This is a genomic window from Lysobacter sp. TY2-98, assembly GCF_003367355.1.
Taxonomy (GTDB): Bacteria; Pseudomonadota; Gammaproteobacteria; order Xanthomonadales; family Xanthomonadaceae; genus Cognatilysobacter.
The window spans coordinates 1,369,885-1,391,935 of record NZ_CP031413.1; the positions used below are offsets into that span (position 1 = coordinate 1,369,885).

General features: G+C 68.2%; 23 protein-coding genes, 3 tRNA genes and 1 pseudogene. 10 read left to right on the forward strand and 17 right to left on the reverse strand.

What is annotated here, in order from left to right; all coding sequences use genetic code 11:
* Window positions 1-30: 30 nt before the first annotated feature.
* Window positions 31-468 (forward strand): Rnf electron transport complex subunit RnfB, encoded by a 438-nt coding sequence (gene rnfB / locus DWG18_RS06395; protein ID WP_115646412.1) that lies wholly within the window; start codon window positions 31-33, stop codon window positions 466-468.
* A 9-nt stretch (window positions 469-477) separates the two neighbouring features.
* Here the strand turns inward: rnfB and DWG18_RS06400 are convergent, their stop codons facing one another.
* The 6 genes from DWG18_RS06400 to DWG18_RS06425 all read right to left on the reverse strand — a co-directional run bounded on the left by DWG18_RS06400 (window position 478) and on the right by DWG18_RS06425 (window position 7,678).
* Window positions 478-1,419: a TraB/GumN family protein gene (locus DWG18_RS06400; protein WP_162823735.1), complete on the reverse strand. Its 942-nt coding sequence runs from the start codon at window positions 1,417-1,419 to the stop codon at window positions 478-480.
* Window positions 1,419-2,345 carry a DUF1684 domain-containing protein gene (locus DWG18_RS06405; protein WP_162823736.1) on the reverse strand — a complete coding sequence of 309 codons (927 nt, stop codon included), beginning with the start codon at window positions 2,343-2,345 and terminating at the stop codon, window positions 1,419-1,421. The genes DWG18_RS06400 and DWG18_RS06405 overlap by 1 nt, the downstream gene beginning before the upstream one ends.
* Window positions 2,324-4,126: a DNA mismatch repair endonuclease MutL gene (gene mutL / locus DWG18_RS06410; protein ID WP_115648072.1), complete on the reverse strand. Its 1,803-nt coding sequence runs from the start codon at window positions 4,124-4,126 to the stop codon at window positions 2,324-2,326. Before mutL ends, DWG18_RS06405 begins: the two co-directional genes overlap by 22 nt.
* A 79-nt stretch (window positions 4,127-4,205) precedes the next feature.
* Complete coding sequence (locus DWG18_RS06415) at window positions 4,206-5,651, reverse strand: N-acetylmuramoyl-L-alanine amidase (RefSeq protein WP_240318644.1); 1,446 nt, start codon at window positions 5,649-5,651, stop codon at window positions 4,206-4,208.
* A 102-nt stretch (window positions 5,652-5,753) separates the two neighbouring features.
* Window positions 5,754-6,227, reverse strand: a complete 474-nt coding sequence (tsaE, locus tag DWG18_RS06420; RefSeq protein WP_115646417.1) for a tRNA (adenosine(37)-N6)-threonylcarbamoyltransferase complex ATPase subunit type 1 TsaE — start codon at window positions 6,225-6,227, stop codon at window positions 5,754-5,756.
* Window positions 6,224-7,678, reverse strand: coding sequence for an NAD(P)H-hydrate dehydratase (locus DWG18_RS06425; protein ID WP_115646419.1), 1,455 nt, complete (start codon window positions 7,676-7,678; stop codon window positions 6,224-6,226). Before DWG18_RS06425 ends, tsaE begins: the two co-directional genes overlap by 4 nt.
* A 22-nt stretch (window positions 7,679-7,700) precedes the next feature.
* Between DWG18_RS06425 and queG the strand changes: the two genes are divergently transcribed.
* A complete protein-coding gene (queG, locus tag DWG18_RS06430; protein WP_115646420.1) occupies window positions 7,701-8,792 on the forward strand; it encodes a tRNA epoxyqueuosine(34) reductase QueG in 1,092 nt (363 codons plus the stop codon).
* Between the two features lie 38 nt (window positions 8,793-8,830).
* Window positions 8,831-9,391, forward strand: coding sequence for a TfoX/Sxy family protein (locus DWG18_RS06435; RefSeq protein WP_115646422.1), 561 nt, complete (start codon window positions 8,831-8,833; stop codon window positions 9,389-9,391).
* A gap of 69 nt (window positions 9,392-9,460) precedes the next feature.
* Here DWG18_RS06435 and pgi read toward each other — a convergent pair whose 3' ends face one another.
* The 6 genes and pseudogenes from pgi to pcnB all read right to left on the reverse strand — a co-directional run.
* Window positions 9,461-10,975 carry a glucose-6-phosphate isomerase gene (pgi, locus tag DWG18_RS06440; RefSeq protein ID WP_115646424.1) on the reverse strand — a complete coding sequence of 505 codons (1,515 nt, stop codon included), beginning with the start codon at window positions 10,973-10,975 and terminating at the stop codon, window positions 9,461-9,463.
* A gap of 3 nt (window positions 10,976-10,978) precedes the next feature.
* A complete protein-coding gene (gene panD / locus DWG18_RS06445) occupies window positions 10,979-11,359 on the reverse strand; it encodes an aspartate 1-decarboxylase (RefSeq protein WP_027082941.1) in 381 nt (126 codons plus the stop codon).
* Between the two features lie 81 nt (window positions 11,360-11,440).
* Window positions 11,441-12,301, reverse strand: coding sequence for a pantoate--beta-alanine ligase (panC, locus tag DWG18_RS06450; RefSeq protein WP_115646426.1), 861 nt, complete (start codon window positions 12,299-12,301; stop codon window positions 11,441-11,443).
* Window positions 12,302-12,304: 3 nt separating this feature from the next.
* Window positions 12,305-13,126 (reverse strand): 3-methyl-2-oxobutanoate hydroxymethyltransferase, encoded by an 822-nt coding sequence (gene panB, locus DWG18_RS06455; protein ID WP_115646427.1) that lies wholly within the window; start codon window positions 13,124-13,126, stop codon window positions 12,305-12,307.
* Between the two features lie 4 nt (window positions 13,127-13,130).
* Window positions 13,131-13,625, reverse strand: coding sequence for a 2-amino-4-hydroxy-6-hydroxymethyldihydropteridine diphosphokinase (gene folK, locus DWG18_RS06460; RefSeq protein WP_115646429.1), 495 nt, complete (start codon window positions 13,623-13,625; stop codon window positions 13,131-13,133).
* Window positions 13,622-14,914: pseudogene (gene pcnB / locus DWG18_RS06465) on the reverse strand (polynucleotide adenylyltransferase PcnB); the annotation flags it as partial. The pseudogene pcnB and the gene folK, both read right to left, overlap by 4 nt.
* Window positions 14,915-15,042: 128 nt before the next feature.
* On the opposite strand from pcnB, the gene DWG18_RS06470 reads away from it, so the two are divergent.
* Together DWG18_RS06470 and fdxA are read left to right on the forward strand one after the other, a co-directional pair.
* Window positions 15,043-15,118, forward strand: a tRNA-Glu gene (locus tag DWG18_RS06470).
* A 120-nt stretch (window positions 15,119-15,238) separates the two neighbouring features.
* Window positions 15,239-15,562: a ferredoxin FdxA gene (gene fdxA / locus DWG18_RS06475; protein ID WP_115646432.1), complete on the forward strand. Its 324-nt coding sequence runs from the start codon at window positions 15,239-15,241 to the stop codon at window positions 15,560-15,562.
* Window positions 15,563-15,629: 67 nt separating this feature from the next.
* On the opposite strand, the gene DWG18_RS06480 is transcribed toward fdxA, so the two are convergent.
* Window positions 15,630-16,127 carry a hypothetical protein gene (locus DWG18_RS06480; RefSeq protein WP_115646434.1) on the reverse strand — a complete coding sequence of 166 codons (498 nt, stop codon included), beginning with the start codon at window positions 16,125-16,127 and terminating at the stop codon, window positions 15,630-15,632.
* A 13-nt stretch (window positions 16,128-16,140) separates the two neighbouring features.
* Window positions 16,141-17,043, reverse strand: a complete 903-nt coding sequence (gene dapA / locus DWG18_RS06485; RefSeq protein WP_115646436.1) for a 4-hydroxy-tetrahydrodipicolinate synthase — start codon at window positions 17,041-17,043, stop codon at window positions 16,141-16,143.
* A gap of 167 nt (window positions 17,044-17,210) precedes the next feature.
* Here dapA and DWG18_RS06490 point away from each other — a divergent pair, with 167 nt between their 5' ends.
* The 5 genes from DWG18_RS06490 to DWG18_RS06510 all read left to right on the forward strand — a co-directional run bounded on the left by DWG18_RS06490 (window position 17,211) and on the right by DWG18_RS06510 (window position 21,352).
* Window positions 17,211-17,771 carry a glycine cleavage system protein R gene (locus tag DWG18_RS06490; RefSeq protein ID WP_115646438.1) on the forward strand — a complete coding sequence of 187 codons (561 nt, stop codon included), beginning with the start codon at window positions 17,211-17,213 and terminating at the stop codon, window positions 17,769-17,771.
* Between the two features lie 8 nt (window positions 17,772-17,779).
* Complete coding sequence (locus DWG18_RS06495) at window positions 17,780-18,253, forward strand: peroxiredoxin (RefSeq protein ID WP_115646440.1); 474 nt, start codon at window positions 17,780-17,782, stop codon at window positions 18,251-18,253.
* Between the two features lie 77 nt (window positions 18,254-18,330).
* Window positions 18,331-19,728: a PhoH family protein gene (locus tag DWG18_RS06500; protein ID WP_115646442.1), complete on the forward strand. Its 1,398-nt coding sequence runs from the start codon at window positions 18,331-18,333 to the stop codon at window positions 19,726-19,728.
* A complete protein-coding gene (gene thiD / locus DWG18_RS06505; RefSeq protein WP_115646444.1) occupies window positions 19,725-20,519 on the forward strand; it encodes a bifunctional hydroxymethylpyrimidine kinase/phosphomethylpyrimidine kinase in 795 nt (264 codons plus the stop codon). The genes DWG18_RS06500 and thiD overlap by 4 nt, the downstream gene beginning before the upstream one ends.
* Window positions 20,516-21,352 (forward strand): alpha/beta fold hydrolase, encoded by an 837-nt coding sequence (locus DWG18_RS06510; RefSeq protein ID WP_115646446.1) that lies wholly within the window; start codon window positions 20,516-20,518, stop codon window positions 21,350-21,352. Before thiD ends, DWG18_RS06510 begins: the two co-directional genes overlap by 4 nt.
* 137 nt (window positions 21,353-21,489) lie before the next feature.
* Here DWG18_RS06510 and DWG18_RS06515 read toward each other — a convergent pair.
* The 3 genes from DWG18_RS06515 to csrA all read right to left on the reverse strand — a co-directional run bounded on the left by DWG18_RS06515 (window position 21,490) and on the right by csrA (window position 22,032).
* Window positions 21,490-21,566, reverse strand: a tRNA-Arg gene (locus tag DWG18_RS06515).
* Between the two features lie 103 nt (window positions 21,567-21,669).
* Window positions 21,670-21,762, reverse strand: a tRNA-Ser gene (locus tag DWG18_RS06520).
* A 66-nt stretch (window positions 21,763-21,828) separates the two neighbouring features.
* The gene (csrA, locus tag DWG18_RS06525; protein ID WP_115646448.1) at window positions 21,829-22,032 is read right to left on the reverse strand and encodes a carbon storage regulator CsrA; all 204 of its coding nucleotides are present in this window, start codon (window positions 22,030-22,032) and stop codon (window positions 21,829-21,831) included.
* Window positions 22,033-22,051 lie beyond the last annotated feature (19 nt).

Sequence of the window (22,051 nt, forward strand, 5' to 3'; positions counted from 1 at the left end):
ACGCGCGCATTCCTGCGCGCCACACATCCGATGTCCTCGCCTCCACCTGCAGCGACGCCGCACGACGCACTCGTCGAGCGGCTCGATCGCCTGCTGCCGCAGACGCAGTGCGGCCAGTGCGGGTTCGCCGGATGCCGGCCGTACGCGGAAGCGATGGCGCGCGGCGATGCGGGCGTCGACCACTGTCCACCCGGCGGCGATCAAGGCGCGCGCGCGTTGGCGCGCCTGCTCGGCGTAGCAACGCAGCCTTACGACCGCACGCGCGGCGCGCACAAGCCGCCGCAGGTCGCCCTCGTCATCGAGGACGACTGCATCGGCTGCACCAAGTGCATCCAGGCGTGTCCGGTCGACGCCATCATCGGCGGCGCCAAGCACATGCACACGGTCATCGACCCGCTCTGCACCGGCTGCGAGCTCTGCGTGCCCGCGTGCCCGGTCGACTGCATCGTGCTCGTACCCGCGACCTGAGCCGCGCGATCAGTGCGGATTCGCGGAGGCGCAGGCCGTGCAGATGCGTTCGACGCGATAGCCCTTCGCGCGCAGCAGTGCCACCACGCCGTCGTCGCCCAGCAGGTGCAACGCACCGACGACGACGAGCACATCGTGGCCCTTGCCCTGCGCAAGCATCGCTTCGAAACGCGGAATCCACGCGCGGTTGCGATCGACGTTGAGACGCTGGTACGTGACCGGCGTCAGTTCGGCCATCTCTTCGCGCGTCATTCGCTCAAGCGTCGGAATGTCGGCCTCGCGCCAGGCCTTGTGCAGCTCATCGAGCTTCGCTGGCGCGGCGTCGCCTTCGTCGATGAATTCCTTCAGCGAGGCCACCTGTTCGGCCATCGGCGTGCCATCGAGCGTGCTGAGCTGCTCCTGCACGGTTTCGAGTCCGGTCGCCGGCTTGCCTGCGGCTTTCGCGCGTGCCATCAGCTGGCGATCGAGGCCATCGTCAGGGGCGTATCCAGCGCGTTGGCCCAACAACGTGACCAGCATGGTGTCGACGAACCATGGCTCGAACGCGTGCATCTGCTCCGCAGGCAGGCCCAGCCCGCGCATGCGTACGTCGAGCTGCGCCTTGAGATCAGGCGACAGCGTGTGATCGATCGACGACGTGGGATCGGACTTCGCCAGCCCCATCATCATTCCGGTGATCGCGGGATTCTCGAGATCGTCGGGCGCGACTTCGAACACCAGCGATTCGGCGTCGTCGAAGGCGCGATCGATGTCGGTCGACAGCGGATAGTCCGACTTCGCCAACAGATGGAACGAGCCGAGCAGATACAGGCTGTTGTCGGCGTCAGACACTTTCCACAGCAGCGGCACCGGTGGCGCGGATGCGGATGGCGCCACAGGCGTGGAGCCCGCGACGGGGAGCGCGAGCAGGAGGCCGATCAGCGCGAGTGCGTAACGAGGCATCGCGCGCATCAGTGGCCGCCGTAGGCTTTCTCGCCGGCCTGCACGGCGAGATTGAGCCGGTTCATCGGCGGCGGCAGCGGGCACGTCGCGAAGGGCGTGAATGCGCATGGCGGGTTGTAGGCCTGGTTGAAGTCGATGCGGACGCGGCCATTCACCGGCGGCGTGGTGTCGACGAAACGCCCCGCGCCGTAACTGCCATGACCGCTGGTGCGATCGGCGAAGACGAGGAACAGACCGCCGTCGTCATTCGCGAGCGCCTCGAGCGTGTAGCGATTGCCGTTGCGCTTGAACTCGACGCGGCCGGGATTCGGCGTGGGTTCCACGATGCCGACGATGTTCGCGATGTCGATCGTCTGCCCCGGCGGATTCGGCACATACGTCGCGTCGATGATCCAGTCGGGACCGCCCGGCCAGTACGTGATGCCCTTGAACTGCGTGCGCGTCGGCGCGTCGGCGTGCTTGACGCGCAGCGCATAGCGATCGCCGCGGTGGATCACCGTCGCGATGCCCTTGCCGCCGTCGAAATTGATGACGTTGGCACCAGCGGGGTCATCGTCTACCCGCAGCGTCGTCGCCTTAGCGGGTTCGCCGTCGATGGTCAGGTCCGTATGCGCGGCCGGCACGAAGCGCACGTGGCCGTTGCGCACGTCGAACATGCCGAACTGCTCGGGGCCGACCGCGAGACGGATGCCATTGCTCGCCGCACTGCCGACGTAGTGCGAGCCCGGATCGAGCCAGTGCAGACCCACCAGCGACGTCCATCCATCGGGTTTGGTCAGCGACGCGAGGCGCTCGGCGCGCCAGGCCTGCTCAGCCTGCACGTAGGCGGCGGGCAACGCCTTCGGCTTGGGCGCCGGGGGCTGGCGATTGCAGGCTGCGACCGCGAGGCACGCCGTCGCGACGAGGATGCGGGTCAGCGTCCGCGCAGGAACCATTTGTCGATCTCCCCCAGCGAAAAACGCGCCCAGGTCGGACGCCCGTGGTTGCATTGGCCCGAGCGTTCCGTCGCTTCCATCTCGCGCAGAAGCGCATTCATTTCGTGGACGGTCAGGCGACGGTTGGCGCGCACGGCGCCGTGGCAGGCCATCGTCGCAAGCAACTCGTCGCGGGCGGCGGCGATGCGTCGCGTCTCGCCGTGCTCGCGCAGGTCGGCGAGCACGTCGCGCAGCAGGCCTTCGGTGTCGCCACTAGCCAGCAGCGCGGGCACCGAGCGCAGCAGCAGCGACTGCACGCCGGTGCGCGTCACTTCGAATCCAAGTTGCGCCAGCGTGCCGGCCTCGCGTTCGGCGACGTCCGCCTCGCGCTCGGACACCGCCACAGTCTGCGGCACCAGCAGCGGCTGCGTACGCAGGCCCTCGCCGTCGTGCGCGTGTTTGAGCTTCTCGTAGCCGATGCGCTCGTGCGCGGCGTGCATGTCGACGACGATCAGGCCGTCCGCCGACTCGGCCAGGATGTAGATGCCGTGCAGCTGCGCGATCGCGTAGCCGAGCGGCGGCAATGTCGGCTCTTCGTTCGCGGCAAGCGAGGGCGCGAGCGACGACATCGGCATCGACGCCGCGGCGTCCGGCGTCGCATAAAGCGCTTCGTACGCCGCACGCGTCTCCGCTACCTGCAGGCCCAGCGGCGACTGCCGCATCGGCGACGTCCACGCGGAGGGCGCAGTGCCCGGCGTCGACGGTGCAGTGAACGTCGCGACGCCCGCCCCCGCACGTGTTTCCGCGAGCACCCCCTGCAGCGTGCGATAGACGAAGTCGTAGATCAGTCGTCCGTCGCGGAAGCGCACCTCGTGTTTCGCAGGATGCACGTTGACGTCTACGCGGCGTGGATCGAGCGACAGGAACAGCACGTAGGCCGGATGACGGCCGTGGAACAGGACGTCCGCGTACGCCTGCCGCACCGCATGCGACACGCTGCGATCGCGCACCGCGCGTCCGTTGACGAACAGGAACTGCTGGTCGGTGCTTGCGCGGTTGTAGCTCGGTTCGGCGATCCAGCCCTGCAGGCGCAGCGCGCGGCCGTCGTCGCCCACGGTGCCGTGCTCGACGCGCAGCGAATGCTTCACGAAATCCGGACCCAACGCCTCATGCAGTCGTTCGCCCGACAGCAGGTCGCGCTCCCCCTTCCAGCGTCGCGACGGCTTGCCGTTGTGCGAGACGCGCAACTCGACGTCGGGCCGCGCGAGCGCGAGCTGCCGCAGCCAGTCCTCGATGTGCGACAGCTCGGTGCGCTCGGCTTTCAGGAAGCGGCGCCGCGCCGGCACGTTGTAGAACAGGTCGCGCACTTCGACCGTGGTGCCGTGGGGGTGTGCGCGTGGTGTCGGTGGTGCGACGAGTCCGCCGTCGACCTCGATCGCGGTTGCGTGCTCGGCATCGCGCGTGCGCGAGATCAGCGCGAAGCGGCTCACGGACGCGATCGACGGCAGCGCCTCGCCACGGAAGCCGAGCGTTGCCACGCCTTCGAGATCGTCGAGCGATGCGATCTTGCTGGTCGCATGGCGCTGCACGGCGAGCGCTAATTCCTGCGGATCGATGCCGAGCCCATCGTCGCGAATGCGGATCAGGCGGATGCCGCCGTCTTCCAGGTCGATGTCGACGCGCCCTGCGCCGGCGTCGAGCGCGTTCTCGACGAGTTCCTTCACCACGGACGCAGGCCGCTCGACGACCTCGCCGGCAGCGATCTGGTTGATGAGGACGTCGGGAAGCTGTCGGATCGGCACGGCAGGGTTCATCGCGCTCGCGCGCGGTCACGGCCGTCGATGATAGACGCGCGGCACGCCTGCCGCGCGGCTGGGTGTCTCAGCGTCCGCCGCTCGCGGCTGCGCTGCCGGCGAAGGCCGGGGACGCCACCTGCGCCGCGAGCATCGTGCCCGGCGGCGGCGTGCGCACGAAGTAGCTGTTGACGCCGCTGAACACGGCACGCGCGATCGCCGACTGCTGGGTCGGATCGGTCAGGCGACGCTCTTCGTCGGGGTTGGAGATGAAGGCGGTCTCGACCAGCATCGCCGGGATGTCGGACGTGCGCAGCACCGCGAAGTTCGCGCGCTCCACCGTCGACTTGTGGTTCGGACCGAGGCGTGCGAGACCCGACAGCACCTGCCCCGCGACGTCTTCCGATGCCTTGAGGTTGCCGCTCTGCGTGAGATCGAGCAGCACCGAAGCGAGCGTGTTGCCCGGCTCGACCGGCACGCCGCCAATGAGGTCCGCCGCGTTTTCCTTGTCCGCCAGCCAACGCGCGCGCTGCGACGAGGCACCCTTGAGCGACAGCACGAACACGGATGACCCGCGCGCGGCCGGATTCTCTGCGGCGTCGGCGTGGATCGAGACGAACATGTCGGCGCCAGCGCGCTTGGCGAGGCGCGCACGCTCGTTGAGTGGGATGAAGAAGTCCGAGTCGCGCGTCAGGTACGCCTTGTAGCCCGGCGTCGCGTTGACCTGGCGGGCAAGTTCGCGCGCGATCGCGAGGGTGACGTCTTTTTCGCGGCGACCGGTCGGGCCGTGGGCGCCCGGATCCTGGCCGCCGTGGCCCGCGTCGATGGCGATTACGAGTGCACGCAGCGGTCGGCCGTTCGCGTCGCGCAGCGTGGGCTTGGCGGGCGTGAGGACAATGGGCGGCGGAACGTAGGCAGGCGCGGTCGTGACCGGGGCGACCGGAGGATCAATGCGGACCGGCGCGGTCGCGGCGGTCGTCGACGTCGAGGAGGCCGAGACACCGGCCACCAGGCGATCGAGCGAGTCGGTCGACGGCGCGGGCGGCGTCGGCGTCGCTCTCGGGGGGGGATCCATCGCGACCAACGTGCCGGTCGACACCGGCGCAGCCACGGGTGCCGACGTCGCGATCGTCGAAGCCGGCGATTCGTCATCGCCCGGCCACTCGATCACCAGACGCGCGCCGTTGCCCGCCGGCTCCACCTGCGGTTGCAGCGAGGCGATCGGCTGGGCAAGGTCGAACACGACACGGGCGACGCCCGGCTCCGGCTGGCCGTAGCGCACCCCGCGCACGATGCCTGCGGGTGCCGGCAACGACGCGCCGCGTCGCACGGACGACGCCGGAAGGTCAACGACCAGGCGGTCAGGACCGGCAAGACGGATCAAGCGGTAGTCGGCGGGTGCGCCGTCGAGCGCGATTTCGGCACGGGTGCCGGTGGCGCCGCGGCTGAGCTGCACGGAACGGACTTCAGCCGCCTGCGCGAGATTCCACGCGAGCGCGGCAATCAGGGCCGCCCCCAGCAGGACCTTCTGCACCGTAACGGCCTTCACGCGCATGGGCCGTAGTCAACCACCGCGGGAGGCTCAATGCAAGCGACTTTTCCCTTGTGAATCCGTGACCTGGCGCGGATTTCTCCGTCAGGCGTGAAGATCGCCGGCGGTGAAGGCGGCCGCGGCGTTCGTCAGCCACTCGTTAGAGCGGGGTAAACACGCCGTTATCTCAGCGACGCGTCCGTTCCCCAAGAGTTCGAGCGCCACGCGCAGATCCGGCGGCGGCAGAGCCCGCGCGCCGCGCTCGGGCCACTCCACCAGCCACAGCACGGTGTCCACCGCGTCCAGCCCGAGGAAGTCGAGCTCGCCGGGATCGCCGATGCGATAGAGATCGAGGTGCCACGCTTCGCCGCCGGCGACGGCATAGCGCTCGACCAGTGTGTAGGTCGGGCTGCGGATCGCACCGGTTACGCCGAGTTCGCGCAGCAAGGCACGCGCGAGGGTCGACTTGCCGGCGCCGAGGTCCCCCTGCAGATGGATCACGCCGTGCGCCGGCCGCGTGCGCGCGAGCGCGCGACCGAGCGTCGCAGTCGCGTCGGCATCGGGCAGTTCGAACTTCATGCGGGATTCGCCAGTCGACGCAGCGCCGGGAGCAGGTCCGTCGGCAGCAGACCGCGCTCACCTTCGTGAGCGGCCACATCGCCTGCGGCAGAATGGAGCAGCGCGCCGCAGCACGCGGCGTCGAACGCTGAAAGACCCTGCGCACGCAGCGCGGCGATGACGCCGGCGAGCAGATCACCCATTCCCCCGACGGCCATGCCGGGATTGCCCGCATCGAGGATCACCGGCACACCGCCGGGCGCACACACGATCGTGCCGGCGCCCTTGAGCACGACCACCGCGCCGCGCTCCTGCGCGATGCGCACTGCCGCGCCGATCCGGTCACGTTGCACGGCGTCACTGGAAATGCCGAGCAGACGCGCCGCCTCGCCGGGATGCGGCGTCAGCACGGCGGGCGATCTGATGGTGAACGCATGACGCGCAAGAAGGTTCAGCGCATCCGCATCGAGCACCGCGGCAACGTCGCTGTCGACCACGTGGTGCAGATGCGCGAATCCCCAGTTGCCCTGACCCAGTCCCGGGCCGATGACGACGACGTCGGGCCACGCCGCGTCGAACTCCTCGGTCTCGGGCGTCGCCATCGCCTCGGGCAGGCGCGCGAGCAGTGGCGCCACATGCGCATCGCGCGTGTGCACACGCACCAGGCCCGCACCCGCGCGCAACGCACCCTCCGCGCAGAGCAGCACGGCGCCACCGCTGCCGTGATCGCCGCCGATGCACGCGACGCGGCCGTTGTCGCCCTTGTGACTGTCTCGACCGCGCCGGTGCAGCCATCGCGACAATGCAGCGACCGATGCGAGATGCGCACTCGGGTCGGGCATTTCGACTGCAGCCGGAACGTCGAGCGACGCATAGGCGATGGCGCCCGCGGCTGCGAGCGCCGGCCCCGTACGAAGCACCGCCTTCGGCAGCAGGAATTCCAGCGTCGACGACGCGCGCACCGCAGAGCCCGCCACGCCGCGTGAGTCGACACCGCTCGGCACATCCAGCGCCAGCACGGGCGCGCCGTGGATGTTGATTGCATCGATCAGCGCCGCCGCTTCTGCGCGCGGCTCACGCGACAACCCGATGCCGAACAGCGCGTCGATGACGACATCCGCCGCCGGCAACGTCCCGGCCCAGGCCTCGAGTCGCGCGCCGGCGCCAACGTACGCATCGCGCGCTGCGCAGGCCGCCGCATGCGTGGAACCCGTGGGTCGGTATTCGACGACCGACACCTCGCGGCTCGACGCATGCGCCAGCCGCGCCAGCACGAAACCGTCCCCGCCGTTGCCGCCCGCGCCACAGACGACGAGCAGGCGCCTCGCGGCGGGCCACAGCTCCAGCACGCGGTGCCACGCGGCCTGCCCCGCGCGCTCCATGAGGATGGATTCATCGCCGACCGCGGCGATCGCGGCCGCCTCGAAGCGCCGCACTGAATCGGTGTCGAACAGCGGCGGAAGGTCGCGCATCGGGCGATTCTATACTTGGCCCATGAGCCTCGCCGCGGTGTCCGACGCGCCCGTCGACCTCGCCGCGGTCGCGGCGCGGGTGCGCGAACTCGCGCGCGAGATGGGCTTCCAGCGGTGCGGCATCAGCGGCATCGAACTGGCCGAGGACGAGGCCTTCCTCGCCGACTGGCTCGACCGCGGCCTGCACGGAACCATGGACTGGATGGCGCGCCATGGGGTCAAGCGCGCGCGTCCCGCCGAGTTGCTGCCGGGCACGCTGCGCGTGATCAGCGTCGGCCTCGACTACGGGCGCCGCGACGACGAGGAAGCCTGGGCGACACTCGACGACGGCGAACGCGCCTATGTCGCGCGCTACGCGCTGGGCCGGGACTATCACAAGCTCATGCGCGGTCGCCTGCAGAAACTCGCCGACCGGATCGCAGACGAAATCGGACCGTTCGGTCATCGCGTTTTCGTCGACTCGGCGCCCGTGCTCGAGCGCGCGCTCGCCCGCAATGCGGGACTCGGCTGGATCGGCAAGCACACGTGCCTGATCGATCGGAATGGTGGTTCGTGGTTCTTCCTCGGCGAGATCTACGTCGACATCCCGCTGCCCGTCGATCCGCCGGCGACCGCGCACTGCGGCACCTGCACACGCTGCATTGATGTCTGCCCGACGCAGGCGATCATCGGCGCGAACCGGCTCGATGCGCGCCGGTGCATCTCGTATCTCACGATCGAGCACGAAGGCCCCATCGATCCCGAGCTTCGTCCATTGATGGGCAACCGCATCTTCGGCTGCGACGACTGCCAGCTCGTGTGTCCATGGAACAAGTTCGCGAAACGCACCGACGAGCCGGATTTCCGCGCACGCAACGGTCTGGACACGGCGACGCTGCCCGAACTCTTCGCGTGGGCGGAAGACGAATTCCTGCGACGCACCGAGGGCACCGCGATCCGCCGGAGCGGACATTCGCGCTGGCTGCGCAACATCGCGATCGCGCTGGGCAATGCGCCGTCGACGCCCGAGGTGATCGCTGCGCTCGAATCGCGCCGCAGTATCGAGGACGCGGTCGTCCGCGAAAGCATCGAGTGGGCGCTCGCTCGCCACGGCGCAGCGCCAGCGACGAACTGAGCGCATCCCCTACATGCCGTCACGCACAAGGACCTGTCATGGCCACCGATCCCGGCACTGTTGAATTTCTCCTCGACCAGCTCGGCACGCGCGGCGCGTCATACAGCACGCGACGCATGTTCGGCGAGTACTGCCTCTATCGCGAAGGCGCGCCGGTCGCGTTCGTCTGTGACGACGTGCTGTTCATCAAGGACACGTCGGCAGGCCGCGCGTCGATGACAGCGGCGGGCGTGCTCGATTTCGGACCGCCCTACCCCGGTGCCAAGGACTACCTGCGGCTTCCGCCGGATGGCTGGGATGACGGCGACTGGCTGCGAAAGCTGCTCGATGCGACCGCAGCGGAGCTTCCGGTGCCGCGGGCCAAAGGCGCGCCGCGAGCGAAGAAGACAGCTGCGGCAAAGAAGACGATAGCCAAGAAGAACACGGGCGCGGTCAAGAAGTCGACATCAAGAACCGCAGGCCAAGCTCCGCGCGCTGCAAAGAAGAGCGCTTCCCCTATCGCGAAGAAGGCCGCGGCGAAGACCGCCACGAAGACGACGGGCAAACACGCGGCGACACCAGCCCGCACAGCGACCGCGACGCGCGCCAAGAAGCGTTGAAACCCAGGCCCGATCGCGAATCGCGATTCGAGGGTCTGACGGCACGGCGTGTAGCCATGTCGCCCTCGCTCAACGCTGTCGCCCGATCTCCTCGATCAACGCGCGTGTCACCGCATCATCCGCCTCGGTCTCGCCGCGCACCGCCGGCAGCAACGTGTTGGCGATCTGCTTGCCCAGCTCGACCCCGAACTGGTCGAACGCGTTGACGCCCCACACCACCGACTGCAGGTAGACGCTGTGCTCGTACATCGCGATCAGCGCGCCGAGTGCGCGCGGCGTCAGCGCATCCAGCAGCAGCATCGTGTTCGGACGACCGCCCGGATACTGGCGATGCGGGTCATCGCTGTCCTGACCGTTCGCGAACGCTTCGCTCTGCGCGAGCAGATTCGACAGCAGTGCGTCGTGGTTGTCGCGGTACGGCGCGTCAGCTCGGATAACGCCGACGAAATCGCAAGGCACCGTCGAGGTGCCCTGATGCAGGGCCTGGAAGAAGCTGTGCTGCGTATCGGTCCCCGGACCGCCCCACCACACCGGCACGGTGTCGACTTCCACCGGCGAACCGTCGATGTGCACCGACTTGCCGAGGCTCTCCATCACCAGTTGCTGGAGGTAGTTGGGCAGCAGGCGCAGGCGTTCGTCGTAGGGCAGCACCGCCTGGCTGGCGAGATCCAGCGCGTTGCGGTTCCACACCGCCGTCAGCGCATGCCACGCCGCCAGATTGCGACGCACCGGCTCGCGCAGGACGTGGGCGTCCATCTCCGCCGCGCCGTCGAGCAAGGCTTCGAAGCCGTCCATGCCGATGGCGATCGCGATGGGCAGGCCCACCGCCGACCACATGGAATAGCGGCCGCCGACCCAGTCCCACATCGGCAGGATGCGCGTTTCCGGAATACCGAATTCGGCGGCACGCGCGATGTTGGCCGTAATCGCGTAGACGCGCGAATCGTCGCCGAGCCAGCCGCGCAGCACGCCGCCGTTGAGCAGCGTCTCCTGCGTACCGAAGGTCTTCGAAATCAGGAGCGCCGCGGTCCGTGAGGGGTCGAGTCCCGCGAGCACACGGTGCGCGGCGTGACCGTCGACGTTGGACAGGAAGTGCACGCGGATGCGTGCGTCGCCCGCACGCGTCAGCGCATCCACCGCGAGCCGCGGGCCGAGATCGGAGCCGCCGATGCCGACGCTCACGACGTCCGTCACGCCCGACGCGACGATGGCGTCCACCACCGCACGCATCGCCTCGCGGGCCTCGCGCGCCATGCCGTGCGAGACGCGTGCGACCTGCGAATCGACGAGGTCGCTGCGCAGCGCCGTGTGCAGCGCCGGGCGACGTTCGGTGACATTGACCAACTCGCCTTCGAACAGCGCCTGCAGGCGGCCGTCGAAGTCGAACGACTCGCCAAGGCGGAACAGCGTGTCGAGCGCCGCGCGGTCGTAGCGCTGGCGGGCAAAGCTGGCGTGCATGGGACCGACACGCAGTACGAGGTCGCGTGCGCGATCGGGGTCGTCGGCGACTAGATCGCGGAGCGGGGTCTGAGTCACGCGCGCCGCCTCGGCGCGCAACGGGCTGAGGCGGTGGGCGCCGGTCATGCGTTACGCGGCCTGCGCGGGAATCGACTGATTGGTGTGCGTCAGGCGGTTGTCGCGGTCGACGTAGACGCACATCGGCTTGAACTTCGCGGCTTCCGCTTCGTCGCACTGGCCGTAGGCGGCGATGATGACGAGGTCACCCGGCTGCGCGAGGTGCGCGGCGGCGCCGTTGACGGAAATCGTGCCGCTGCCCTCTTCCGCACGGATCGCGTAGGTCACGAAGCGCGTGCCCTGGTTCACGTTCCAGATGTGGATCTGCTCGTACTCGCGGATGCCCGAGATGTCGAGCAGGCGACCGTCGATCGCGCAGGAGCCTTCGTAGTGCAGCTCCGCATGGGTGACGGTGGCGCGGTGGATCTTGGCCTTGAGCATGTTCAGGAGCATGGCGACGAGCTCGTCCCGCGGGCCGCGGGGCTTGGAAAATCAAAGTCTAGCAGCGCATGGCGCGCTGCAACATGAGGCCGTTCAGGCGGCGGATGCCGGGCGGTCGAACTCGAGGTTGTCGATCAGCCGGGTGCGGCCGAGCCGGGCCGCGATCAGCGCCACCAGCGCGCTGTCGCCATCGGACGGCTCGAGCAGGTCCTGGCGGCGAACGACGGCGTAATCGACGTCGAAACCGGCTTCGGCCAGGCGTGTGGCCGCATCGGCTTCCACCGTGCCACGTTCTGCACCGGCGACGATCGCATCGCGCATCGACGTCAGCACGCGATGGATCTCGGCCGCTCGCGGCCGCTCGTCCGCCGACAGGTACTGGTTGCGCGAACTCATCGCCAAGCCATCGGGTTCGCGCACCGTCGGCGCCGCGACGATCGCGACCGGGAACGACATCTCGCGCGCGAGGTAGCGGATAACGGCGAGCTGCTGGTAGTCCTTGCGACCGAACACGGCGACGTCCGGCTGCACCTGCAGGAACAGGCGCGCGACGACTGTCGCAACACCATCAAAATGACCGGGACGATGCGCGCCTTCCAGCACGTCGGTGACGCCGGGCACGCGCACCTGCACCGCCCTGTCGGCGCCGAAGGGATACATGGTCTCGACGTTCGGCATCCACAGCACGTCGCAGCCCGCACCGCGCAAGCCGGCGACGTCCTGCTCCGGCGTGCGCGGATAACGCGCGAAGTCTTCGTTGGGGCCGAACTGCGTGGGATTCACGAACACGCTGGCGACGACGCGATCCGCGTACTCACGCGCCAGTCGCACCAGAGAGAAATGACCCGCGTGCAGGTTGCCCATCGTCGGCACGAACGCCACGCGTTCGCCCGCGCGCGACCAGCCGCGCACCGTTTCGCGCAGCTGCGCGAGGTCGTCGATCACCGTCGTCATGGCTCAGGCGTAGCCGTGCTCGGGCGCGGGGAACGTTCCCTCGCGCACTTCACGCACGTAGGCTTCGAACGCGCCGGAAATGCTGCCCCCCGTCGCGAGGAAATCCTTGACGAAGCGCGGCGAGCGACCGTGACGCAGGCCCAGCATGTCGTGCATTACCAGCACTTGCCCCGTGCAGTCTGGACCTGCGCCGATGCCGATGGTGGGAATAGAAACGGCGGCGGTGATACGCGCGGCGAGCGCACTCGGCACACACTCGAGCACCAGCATGGTCGCACCTGCAGCCTCGACCGCCTGCGCGTCGGCCAGCAGGCGCCCCGCGGCCTCGTCGTCGCGCCCCTGCACCTTGTAACCGCCCAGGCGCAGCACCGACTGCGGCGTCAGCCCCAGATGCGCACACACGGGAATCTCGCGCTCGACGAGGTGACGGATGACATCGAGCTTGAAGCCCGCACCTTCGATCTTGACCATCGATGCGCCCGCTTGGAGGAAACGCGTGGCGGCGTCGAGCGCAGCTTCCCTGGTCGCGTCCGATTGGAACGGCATGTCCGCGATCAGGAACGCGCGACGCAGCCCGCGAGCGACACAGCCGACGTGATATTCGATCGCGCGCACCGACACCGGGATCGTGCTGCGCCGGCCCTGCACCACCATGCCCAGCGAGTCGCCGACCAGCACCGTGTCGACGCCCGCGGCGTCGATCGCGCGTGCGAAGCCGGCGTCGTAACAGGTGAGCATCGTCAGCCGACGGCCTTCATGACGCGCCTGCAGCAGCTGCGGGAGGGTGACGGGCGACGTCGTGTCGCCGGCGGCGTTTGCGTACATGGGCCTAGCGTAGCGCTTGGATGTCGCCGCTCGCCACGCGTTCGCGCAACGCTACGACCGGCCCGTGGCCCGGGACGTGCTTCGATGGTGCGACCTCGGCCAGCGGCACCAGCACGAACGCCCGTTCGTGAAGATGCGGATGCGGGACGCGCAGGCCCGGCTCTTCGATGATCGCGTCGCCGTACAGCAGCACGTCGAGGTCGAGAACGCGCGGCCCCCAGCGCTCGCCGGCGCGGCGGTCGCGGCCCGCCTCGCGCTCGACCGCAAGCAGCGCCTCGAGCAGCGGCAGCGGCCCCAGCGTGGTGGCGATCTCCGCGACCGCATTGATGAAGTCCGGCTGCTCGGTCACGCCCCAGGCGGGCGTGCGGTAGAGGCTGGAGCGCGCGATGACGCGGATGCCGGCCTGCTGGTCGAGGCGATCGAACGCACGTTCGACGGCGGCCGCGGCATCACCGATGTTTGCGCCGAGGCCGATGTAGGCCTCGACCGGCGTGTTCACTCCGCGCCGCCGGTCGCGCGACGACGGCGACGGCGGCGACGGGGCCGATCGCCCGTCTCCGCTTCGGGCGCAACGGCTTCGGCGCTGTCCACGGCAGCGTCGGGATGATGTTGCGCTTCGCGCCAGAACTCGACGTCACCGCGATGCTCGTCCGACGCGGTGAGCCGCAGGACGAGAAAGTCGTACGCCGCGCGGAAGCGCGGATGCGACAGCAGGCGGAACACGCGACGGCGCTGGCGCTGCGAGAAGCGCGTCTGCAGCAGCCAGATCTCCTGCATCGGCAGCGAGAAGCGGCGCGGCAACGCGATGACGTCCATCTGGTGCAGCGTCACGCGGTCGGCAGCGCGCTGCTGCGCTTCGGGTGCATTCACGCCGTCTGCCTGCAGACGCGCGAGTGCACGGCAGTACGCGGGCCACATCAGCAGCGCGAACAGGAACGCCGGCGACACCGGCTCGTCGGCAGCGACGCGCGCATCGGTATCGGCCAGACCCTTCAGCACCATGCGACGCAGCGCGCCGCTGCGGTTCGAACGTAGCGCCGCGGCGGCTTCGGGGAACAGCACCGGCAGCAGCTCGTGCGTTTCGAGGCCGAGGAAACTCTGCACGGCATGGCCGGACAGGAACAGCTTCAGGCACTCCTCGAACAGGCGCGCCGGTGCGGCTTCGCGGAGCAGCGATGCGAGGCGGGGAATCGGCTCGGCGGTGGCGGCGTCGATCGTGAAATCGAGCTTCGCCGACAGACGCACGGCGCGCAGCATGCGCACCGGATCCTCGCGATAGCGACGCTCGGGATCACCGATCAGCCTGAGCACGCGCGCCTGCACGTCCTGGAAGCCGCCGACATAGTCGCGAATCGAGAAGTCCTCGATCGAGTAGTACAGCGCGTTCGCGGTGAAGTCGCGACGCACCGCGTCTTCCTCGATCGTGCCGAAGATGTTGTCGCGCACGACCTGCTCGACTTCGTGCGCTTCGACGTCTTCATCGACCGGCTGGTTGGCGCGGAACGTGGCGACTTCGATGATCTCGCGACCGAACACGACATGCGCAAGACGGAAGCGACGACCGATCAGGCGGCAGTTGCGGAAGAGACCGCGCACCTGCTCCGGCGTCGCATCGGTAGCGATGTCGAAATCCTTCGGATGCCCCCCGACGAGCGCATCGCGCACGGCGCCGCCGACAAGGTACGCACCAAAGCCCGCCTCGCGCAGCCGGTACAGCACACGCAGCGCATTGGGGCTGATGTCGCGACGCGAAACATTGTGCGAATCGCGCGGAATGATCGTCAAGGAGGCGGCGTGGAAATCGTCGGTCATCAGCGGGCGGCGCCGCGAAGTGGAGGTAGCGCCCATTGCCGCAGGACAGTGAGCCCGCCTATACTACCAGCCGCGCTGGACGGAGCTTCCGGCGTATTCCTCTTGCTCCCTTCGTCTAGAGGCCTAGGACGTGGCCCTCTCAAGGCTAAAACACGGGTTCGAATCCCGTAGGGAGCGCCATACACGGCCCGGCGCAGCGTGATCATTGCGACAGGCAATACCGGCAACCCGTGCAGCGATGCACGGGTTGTTTCGTTTCAGGCGGCGTAAGATCGGCCGCGTTCCCTGGAAGCCATCACCATGCCCTTCGTCGTCACCGAGAACTGCATCAAGTGCAAATACACCGACTGCGTCGAAGTGTGTCCGGTCGATTGTTTCCGTGAAGGGCCGAACTTCCTCGTGATCGATCCGGACGAATGCATCGACTGCACGCTGTGCGAGCCCGAGTGCCCCATCAACGCGATCTATCCGGAAGACGACGTGCCGGCCGGACAGGAACATTTCACTGCGCTCAACGCGGAGCTGTCGAAGGCGTGGCCGGCGATCACCGCACGCAAGGACGGGCTGCCGGACGCCAAGGACTGGGAAGGCGTGCCGAACAAGCTGCCGATGCTCGAACGCTGATCGAAGCATCCTCGCGAAACGGAAACGGGCGCCCGAAGGCGCCCGTTTTTGTATCCGGCGTTCGGGATCAGCGCGCGAGTGCGGTCTTCAGTGCATCGATCAGGCGACGCGCGGCTTCGCCCGTGGCGGGCAGACCGCGCGGATCGACCGCCGACACGTACGTCGTGCCGTTCTCGCCCGCCGCAACGCGCACGAGGAAATTCGAACCGCTGTAGTCGACGTCGTACGCACCGATGAGCGGCGCGCGATTGGCGATCGTCAGGCCGGTAATGCCACCGAGCGCGGTGCCGACGCGTGCGTACACGTCGTCCTTGCCGCCCTGCACGGTGAAGCCCAGCGCCGACGACTGGGCCGCGGCCTGCTGCGTGCCCGATGCCGTCGCGCTCGTTGCGTTCGGTGTGGTGGCCGAGGCGTCGAGATCCGGCGGCACTTCCAGCGGGCGCGATTCGGCGGGGCCGGCGTAGAGCTTGTTGCCGCCGCGATGGAACCAGCTGCAGCCCGAGGCGGTGGCGACGATCACGACGGCCAGCAGCGACGTGCGGGCAAGAGGGGACAGCTTGGACATGAAGGCTCCGGGTTCAGGCCGCGACGGCGTCGCGGCAGGCGGTTTCGAGCTGCTGGACGACACCGGCGAATCGCGTCGCGGCATCGGCATGGGTCGCGGACAGATCCGTCAGCGGCAGGCGCAGGCCATGGCCGATGCCGAGGCGCGAGAGGATCGCCTTCACCGGAATCGGGTTCGGCTCCACGCCGATGAAATCGTAGAGGTCGACGAGCTGCGCATCGATCTCGTTCGTGCGCGCATCGCGCGAGCGCGCGGCATCGCACAGACGGCGGAACATACCCGGCACGACGTTCGACACGACGGAAATGACACCGTCGGCGCCTTGCAGCATGGCGCGCGCGGCGGTCGGGTCGTCGCCGCTCAGCACGGCGAAGCCGTCATCGCGCAGTGCGAGCAAGGCCGTCATGCGCTCGGGCTCGCTCTTGGCTTCCTTGATGCCGACGATGCGCGGATGGCCGGCCAGCTCGGCGACCGTCTCCGGCAGCATGTCGCAGCCAGTGCGGCCCGGGACGTTGTAGAGGATCACCGGCAGCGCGGCATCGTTGGCGAGTGCACGGTAGTGCGCGACCAGGCCGGCCTGCGTCGGACGCACGTAAGGCGGCGTCACCACCAGCGCCATGTCCGCGCCGAGCGCGGCCGCGCGGCGGGTCAGCTCGATGGTTTTGAGCGTGTTCGACAGGCCGGTGCCGGCGATGACCGGGATTCGGCCGCCGACCGCCTCCACCGCAGTACGCAGCAAAAGGTCGTACTCGGGGTCCAGCAGGGCCGCGGCCTCGCCGGTCGAGCCGGCCACGACGACCGCCTGGGTGCCGGCGTCCAGCTGCATGCGCAGCAGCCGCTGCCAGGCGTCGAGATCGAGTTCGCCGGACGCGTCGAAGGGCGTGGCCAGCGCGGTGATGCTGCCGCTCAGTCGCAAGGAGAGCCTCCGCGGAACGCGGAAAAGTCGGTGGGGACGCGCAGTATGCGCGCCCCGGATGTTACTTGCGGCGAAAAACCGGCGGCAAGTATCCTGTCGGACCCGCGGATCGCGGCCTTCAGCCGGCGTTTCCGCCGGGCCTCCCCCCTCGAACGCAGGCGACCGCCTTGACCGACACCGCCGCCCGGCCGTCGCCGAACGAAAACTACCTGCTGATCAATGCGTACACGACGCATCCGGCATCGCCGTTGCTCATGGTCACGCGGCGGATCGCCGACAGCGGTTGCAACATGGTCGACGCACGCCTTTCGACGGTGGGTCGCGACGTCTCCGTTACCGCGCTCGCCGTGGGCTCGTGGGACGCGGTCGCCAAGCTCGAAGCGATGCTCACCCGCCTGGAGCGCGAGGAAGGCCTGAAGCTGGTGTGGTACCGCACGGGCTCCAAGCCGGTGCAGTCGAACCTGTTGCCGTACGTGGTCGAGGTCGTCGCCGCCGACAAGCCGGGCATCCTGTTCCAGCTCGCCGACTTCTTCGACCGCCAGGGCATCACCATCGAGACGCTGCACTGCTCGCGCTATCGCGCCATGCAGACCGGCGCGGACATGTTCTCGGCGCAGCTCACCATCGGCGTGCCGTCCAGCATGCACATCGCCGCCCTGCGCGATGACTTCCTCGAGTTCTGCGATCACCTGAACCTCGACGCGATCATGGACCCGATGAAGTTCTGAGGCGCGACATGGCGATCGACATCGGCGACACCGTTCCGGATCTCCCGCTCGCGCTGTCGAGTGACATCACGCGCAAATTGTCGGACTACCGCGGCCACTGGCTGGTGCTCTACTTCTATCCGAAGGACAGCACGCCCGGCTGTACAACCGAAGGCATCGACTTCAATTCGCTGCTCGACCAGTTCAAGCGCGCCGATGCCACGGTCATCGGCGTTTCGCGCGACTCCGTGAAGTCGCACAAGAACTTCTGCGCCAAGCAGGGGTTTCGTTTCGACCTCGCCAGCGATGCCGACAGTGCGATCTGCGACGCCTTCGACGTCATCAAGCCCAAGAAGCTTTACGGCCGCGACTACGTGGGCATCGAGCGCAGCACGTTCCTGATCGATCCGAAGGGTCGCGTGGCCCACGTCTGGCGACCGGTGAAGGTCCCAGGGCACGCCGACGCCGTGCTGGCGAAGCTCCGCGAGCTCCAGGTCGCCTGACCCGCTTCCAACCGTCACCTGCGCGGCGCTAAGGTGGAGCCGTCCGCGCGCGACCCGCGCGCATCACGGAGCGGCAGATGACGGCAGGCAAGCGGATCTACGTGCTGGACACCAACGTCCTGATGCACGACCCGACCGCGTTGTTCAGGTTCGAGGAGCACGACGTCTACCTCCCGATGACCGTCATCGAGGAGTTGGACCGGGGCAAGAAGGGCACCTCCGAAGCCAGCCGTAATGCCCGCCAGGCGAGCCGCTACCTCAACGAGCTAATCCAGTCGCACGGGCACGAGGCGCTGACGGCGGGCATCCCGCTGATCCAGCCCGAAGGCCTCAACCTGCGCGGCGCGCAGAGCATCGGCCGTCTGCGCTTCCAGACCCAGCCCGACGAGATCGCGCCGCGCTTCGGCGCGGTGATCCCCGACAACGCCATCCTCGGCGCAGTCGAAACGCTGCAGAGCCGCGAGCCCGGCACGCAGGTCGTGCTGATCTCGAAGGACATCAACCTCCGCATCAAGGCCGCGATCGCTGGTCTGATGTCGGAGGACTACGAGAACGACCGCGCGCTGTCGGACCTCGACCTGCTCTACACCGGCGTGACCCCTCTGCCCGAGGACTTCTGGTCGCGGCACGGCAAGGGCATGCGTTCGTGGACCGAGCGTGGCCGTACGTACTACGAAGTCGCGCGTGTCGAAGGGGACGACTGGTACGGGAACCAGTTCCTGCATCTGCCGGGTGACGAGGACGCGGAGCTGCGCGTCGTCGACGTCGACGAACAACGCGTGCGTCTGCAGATCGTCGACGACTTCCGCACGCCGCAGCATGCTGTCTGGGGCATTCACGCACGCAACCGGGAGCAGAACTTCGCGCTCAATGCGCTGATGAATCCCGAGATCGATTTCGTCTCCCTGCTCGGCACCGCCGGCACCGGCAAGACGCTGCTCGCGCTTGCGGCAGGCCTTGCGCAGACGATGGACCAGCAGATCTACCGCGAAATCATCATGACTCGCGCGACGGTGAGTGTCGGCGAGGACATCGGCTTCCTGCCAGGCACCGAAGAAGAAAAGATGACGCCGTGGATGGGCGCGCTTACCGACAACCTCGAAGTGCTGACGAGCAACCAGGAAGGCGGCAGCTGGGGCCGTGCGGCGACGAACGACCTGCTCGCGTCGCGCATCAAGATTCGCTCGATGAACTTCATGCGCGGCCGCACGTTCCTGTCGCGCTACGTGATCCTCGACGAGGCCCAGAATCTCACGCCCAAGCAGATGAAGACGCTGATCACCCGCGCCGGCCCGGGCACCAAGATCGTCTGCCTCGGCAACCTCGAGCAGATCGACACGCCCTACCTCACCGAGACGACGTCCGGTCTGACCTACGTGGTCGATCGCTTCAAGGAGTGGCCGCACAGCGCGCACATCACCCTGCGTCGCGGTGAGCGTTCGCGCCTCGCCGACTTCGCCTCCGACGTGCTGTGACGGTCTCGGTCCTGACGATCGCCGGATCGGACTCCGGCGGCGGCGCCGGCATCCAGGCCGATCTCAAGACGTTCGCCGCGCATCGAGTGCACGGCCTGAGCGCGATCGCGGCACTCACCGCGCAGAACACGCGCGGTGTCACGGGTGTCGCGGTCACCGATCCAGCGTTCATCGCCGAGCAGATCGATGCCTGCTTCTCCGATTTCGACATCGCGGCCGTCAAGCTCGGCATGCTCGCGAGTGCGGACGTCATCCACGCCGTCGCGGACGCGCTCGAACGTCAGCATCCCGTGCCGATCGTGCTCGACCCGGTGATGGTCGCGACCTCGGGCGCCTCGCTGCTCGAACCCGACGCGGTCGGCGCGCTGCTCGATCGTCTGCTGCCCATCGCGGCCGTGATCACCCCGAACGTGCCCGAAGCCGAAGTGCTGCTCGCGCGCCACATCATCGATACCGACGACGCACTCGACGCCGCGCAACGACTCATCGCCCGCGGCGCACGTGGCGTGCTGCTCAAGGGCGGGCATCTGCGCGGGAACGGGCCAGTGGTGGACACGCTCGCGATGCCGGGCGGTCGCATCGAACGCTTCGAGCATTCGCGTCTCGACGTGCGTGCGCACGGCACCGGTTGCACGCTGGCGTCGGCGATCGCGGCCGGCCTCGCGCTCGGACACTCGCTCGCGGTCGCGTGCGCACGCGCTGCCGATTACGTGCATCGCGGCCTCGCATTCGGCTATCGCCCGGGACGCAGCGACATCACCGTGATCGATCACTTCGGCGCCGCGCGATGACGGTAGAAGCGCGCTGGACGCCGGTGGTCGCGGCGGACGGGCACCGCTGGGAAGCGCTGGTCGTGGCCGGTACGAATGTGGACCGATGCATTGTCTGGTTGCCGGCGCTCGGCGTTCCTGCGCGCAGCTACGAACCATTCGCGCGTGCGCTTGCGGCGCGCGGCATGGCCGTCGTGGTGCACGAATGGCGCGGCTTCGGGAGCAGCTCGCTGCGGGCGTCGCGGTCGTCGGATTGGGCCTACCGCGAACTGCTCATGCTGGACGTGCCGGCGACGCTCGCGTCTGCTCGCGCGTCGTTCGGTCGCGTGCACGTGCTCGGCGGCCACAGCCTCGGCGGCCAACTCGCGAGTTGCACGCAGGCGCTCGCCGAAGAGCCCGCGGATGCGCTGTGGCTGGTCGCGAGCGGTTCGCCCTTCTGGCGCGTGTTTCCGCGGCCGCTGCGCTTCGGCTTGCCCTGGGCGTATCGACTGCTGAACGCTCTGGCGCGCATGTTCGGCGCCCTGCCCGGTCGCCGGATCGGATTCGGCGGCAACGAAGCGCGCGGCGTGATCCACGACTGGTCGCGCACCGGGCTTACGGGCCACTACCGTGCACCGCATGTCGGCGACATCGAGCCGCGGCTCGTACGCGTCACGTCACCATTGCATGGCGTGCTGTTCGCGCGCGACTGGCTCGCGCCTCGATCGTCGCTGGACTATCTGGTCGGCAAAATGCGTCCGTCGTCAGTCGCCATCACGCAGCTCGACGCCCATGCGCTCGGCACGCACGACGATCATTTCGCATGGATGAAGACGCCGGAGGCGGTCGTCGACGCGCTACTCCCCGACGCATAGCGCGGCTGTCCATGGAGCGATGCCTCGCTCGATCGACCGATACGCATCACTCACGTCACGCGGCCACGCGCACTCGGCTGCACACCAAACGCACAAACAAAAAGACCGACAGTTTCCTGTCGGTCTCTTAGCTTGTATGGCGCGCCCGGAAGGATTCGAACCTCCGACCCCCAAGTTCGTAGCCTGGTGCTCTATCCAGCTGAGCTACGGGCGCGTAGTCGAAAAATTATGACGTTCGATCGATTGCTCGTCAACGATTTTTCGAAGTCGATCGCCGATGTTTCCTGCGATCGTTGCCGCATGCGCGGCGGTACAACTGGCGGAGACGGAGGGATTCGAACCCTCGATGGAGCTTTTGACCCCATACTCCCTTAGCAGGGGAGCCCCTTCGGCCTCTCGGGCACGTCTCCGGGTAATGCTCGCAACAGTCGCTGCGAGCCGGGGATGTTAACGCCCCGACCGCATTGCGGCAATCGTCAGCCTTCCGTGCCGTCGTTCGCTTCGTCGCGCGCGTCGCCGCCACGCTGGATGCGCTGATAAATCTCTTCGCGGTGAACCGCGACGTCCTTCGGTGCAGTGATACCGATTCGCACCTGATTCCCCTTCACGCCGAGCACGGTGACGGACACCGAGTCGCCGATCATCAGGGTTTCGCCGACGCGACGCGTCAGGATGAGCATTACGACCTCCTTGATCCGG

What these genes read in the sequence shown, in the direction of transcription:
- fdxA (WP_115646432.1), top strand. Translation starts at nt 15,239, where the DNA reads ATGCCCTTCGTCGTCACCGAGAACTGCATCAAGTGCAAATACACCGAC.
- DWG18_RS06510 (WP_115646446.1), top strand. Translation starts at nt 20,516, where the DNA reads ATGACGGTAGAAGCGCGCTGGACGCCGGTGGTCGCGGCGGACGGGCAC.
- DWG18_RS06500 (WP_115646442.1), top strand. Translation starts at nt 18,331, where the DNA reads ATGACGGCAGGCAAGCGGATCTACGTGCTGGACACCAACGTCCTGATG.
- panD (WP_027082941.1), bottom strand. Translation starts at nt 11,359, where the DNA reads ATGCTCCTGAACATGCTCAAGGCCAAGATCCACCGCGCCACCGTCACC.
- panC (WP_115646426.1), bottom strand. Translation starts at nt 12,301, where the DNA reads ATGACGACGGTGATCGACGACCTCGCGCAGCTGCGCGAAACGGTGCGC.
- pgi (WP_115646424.1), bottom strand. Translation starts at nt 10,975, where the DNA reads ATGACCGGCGCCCACCGCCTCAGCCCGTTGCGCGCCGAGGCGGCGCGC.
- DWG18_RS06400 (WP_162823735.1), bottom strand. Translation starts at nt 1,419, where the DNA reads ATGCGCGCGATGCCTCGTTACGCACTCGCGCTGATCGGCCTCCTGCTC.
- panB (WP_115646427.1), bottom strand. Translation starts at nt 13,126, where the DNA reads ATGTACGCAAACGCCGCCGGCGACACGACGTCGCCCGTCACCCTCCCG.
- csrA (WP_115646448.1), bottom strand. Translation starts at nt 22,032, where the DNA reads ATGCTCATCCTGACGCGTCGCGTCGGCGAAACCCTGATGATCGGCGAC.
- DWG18_RS06405 (WP_162823736.1), bottom strand. Translation starts at nt 2,345, where the DNA reads ATGGTTCCTGCGCGGACGCTGACCCGCATCCTCGTCGCGACGGCGTGC.
- DWG18_RS06480 (WP_115646434.1), bottom strand. Translation starts at nt 16,127, where the DNA reads ATGTCCAAGCTGTCCCCTCTTGCCCGCACGTCGCTGCTGGCCGTCGTG.
- DWG18_RS06425 (WP_115646419.1), bottom strand. Translation starts at nt 7,678, where the DNA reads ATGCGCGACCTTCCGCCGCTGTTCGACACCGATTCAGTGCGGCGCTTC.
- rnfB (WP_115646412.1), top strand. Translation starts at nt 31, where the DNA reads ATGTCCTCGCCTCCACCTGCAGCGACGCCGCACGACGCACTCGTCGAG.
- DWG18_RS06435 (WP_115646422.1), top strand. Translation starts at nt 8,831, where the DNA reads ATGGCCACCGATCCCGGCACTGTTGAATTTCTCCTCGACCAGCTCGGC.
- tsaE (WP_115646417.1), bottom strand. Translation starts at nt 6,227, where the DNA reads ATGAAGTTCGAACTGCCCGATGCCGACGCGACTGCGACGCTCGGTCGC.
- DWG18_RS06495 (WP_115646440.1), top strand. Translation starts at nt 17,780, where the DNA reads ATGGCGATCGACATCGGCGACACCGTTCCGGATCTCCCGCTCGCGCTG.
- queG (WP_115646420.1), top strand. Translation starts at nt 7,701, where the DNA reads ATGAGCCTCGCCGCGGTGTCCGACGCGCCCGTCGACCTCGCCGCGGTC.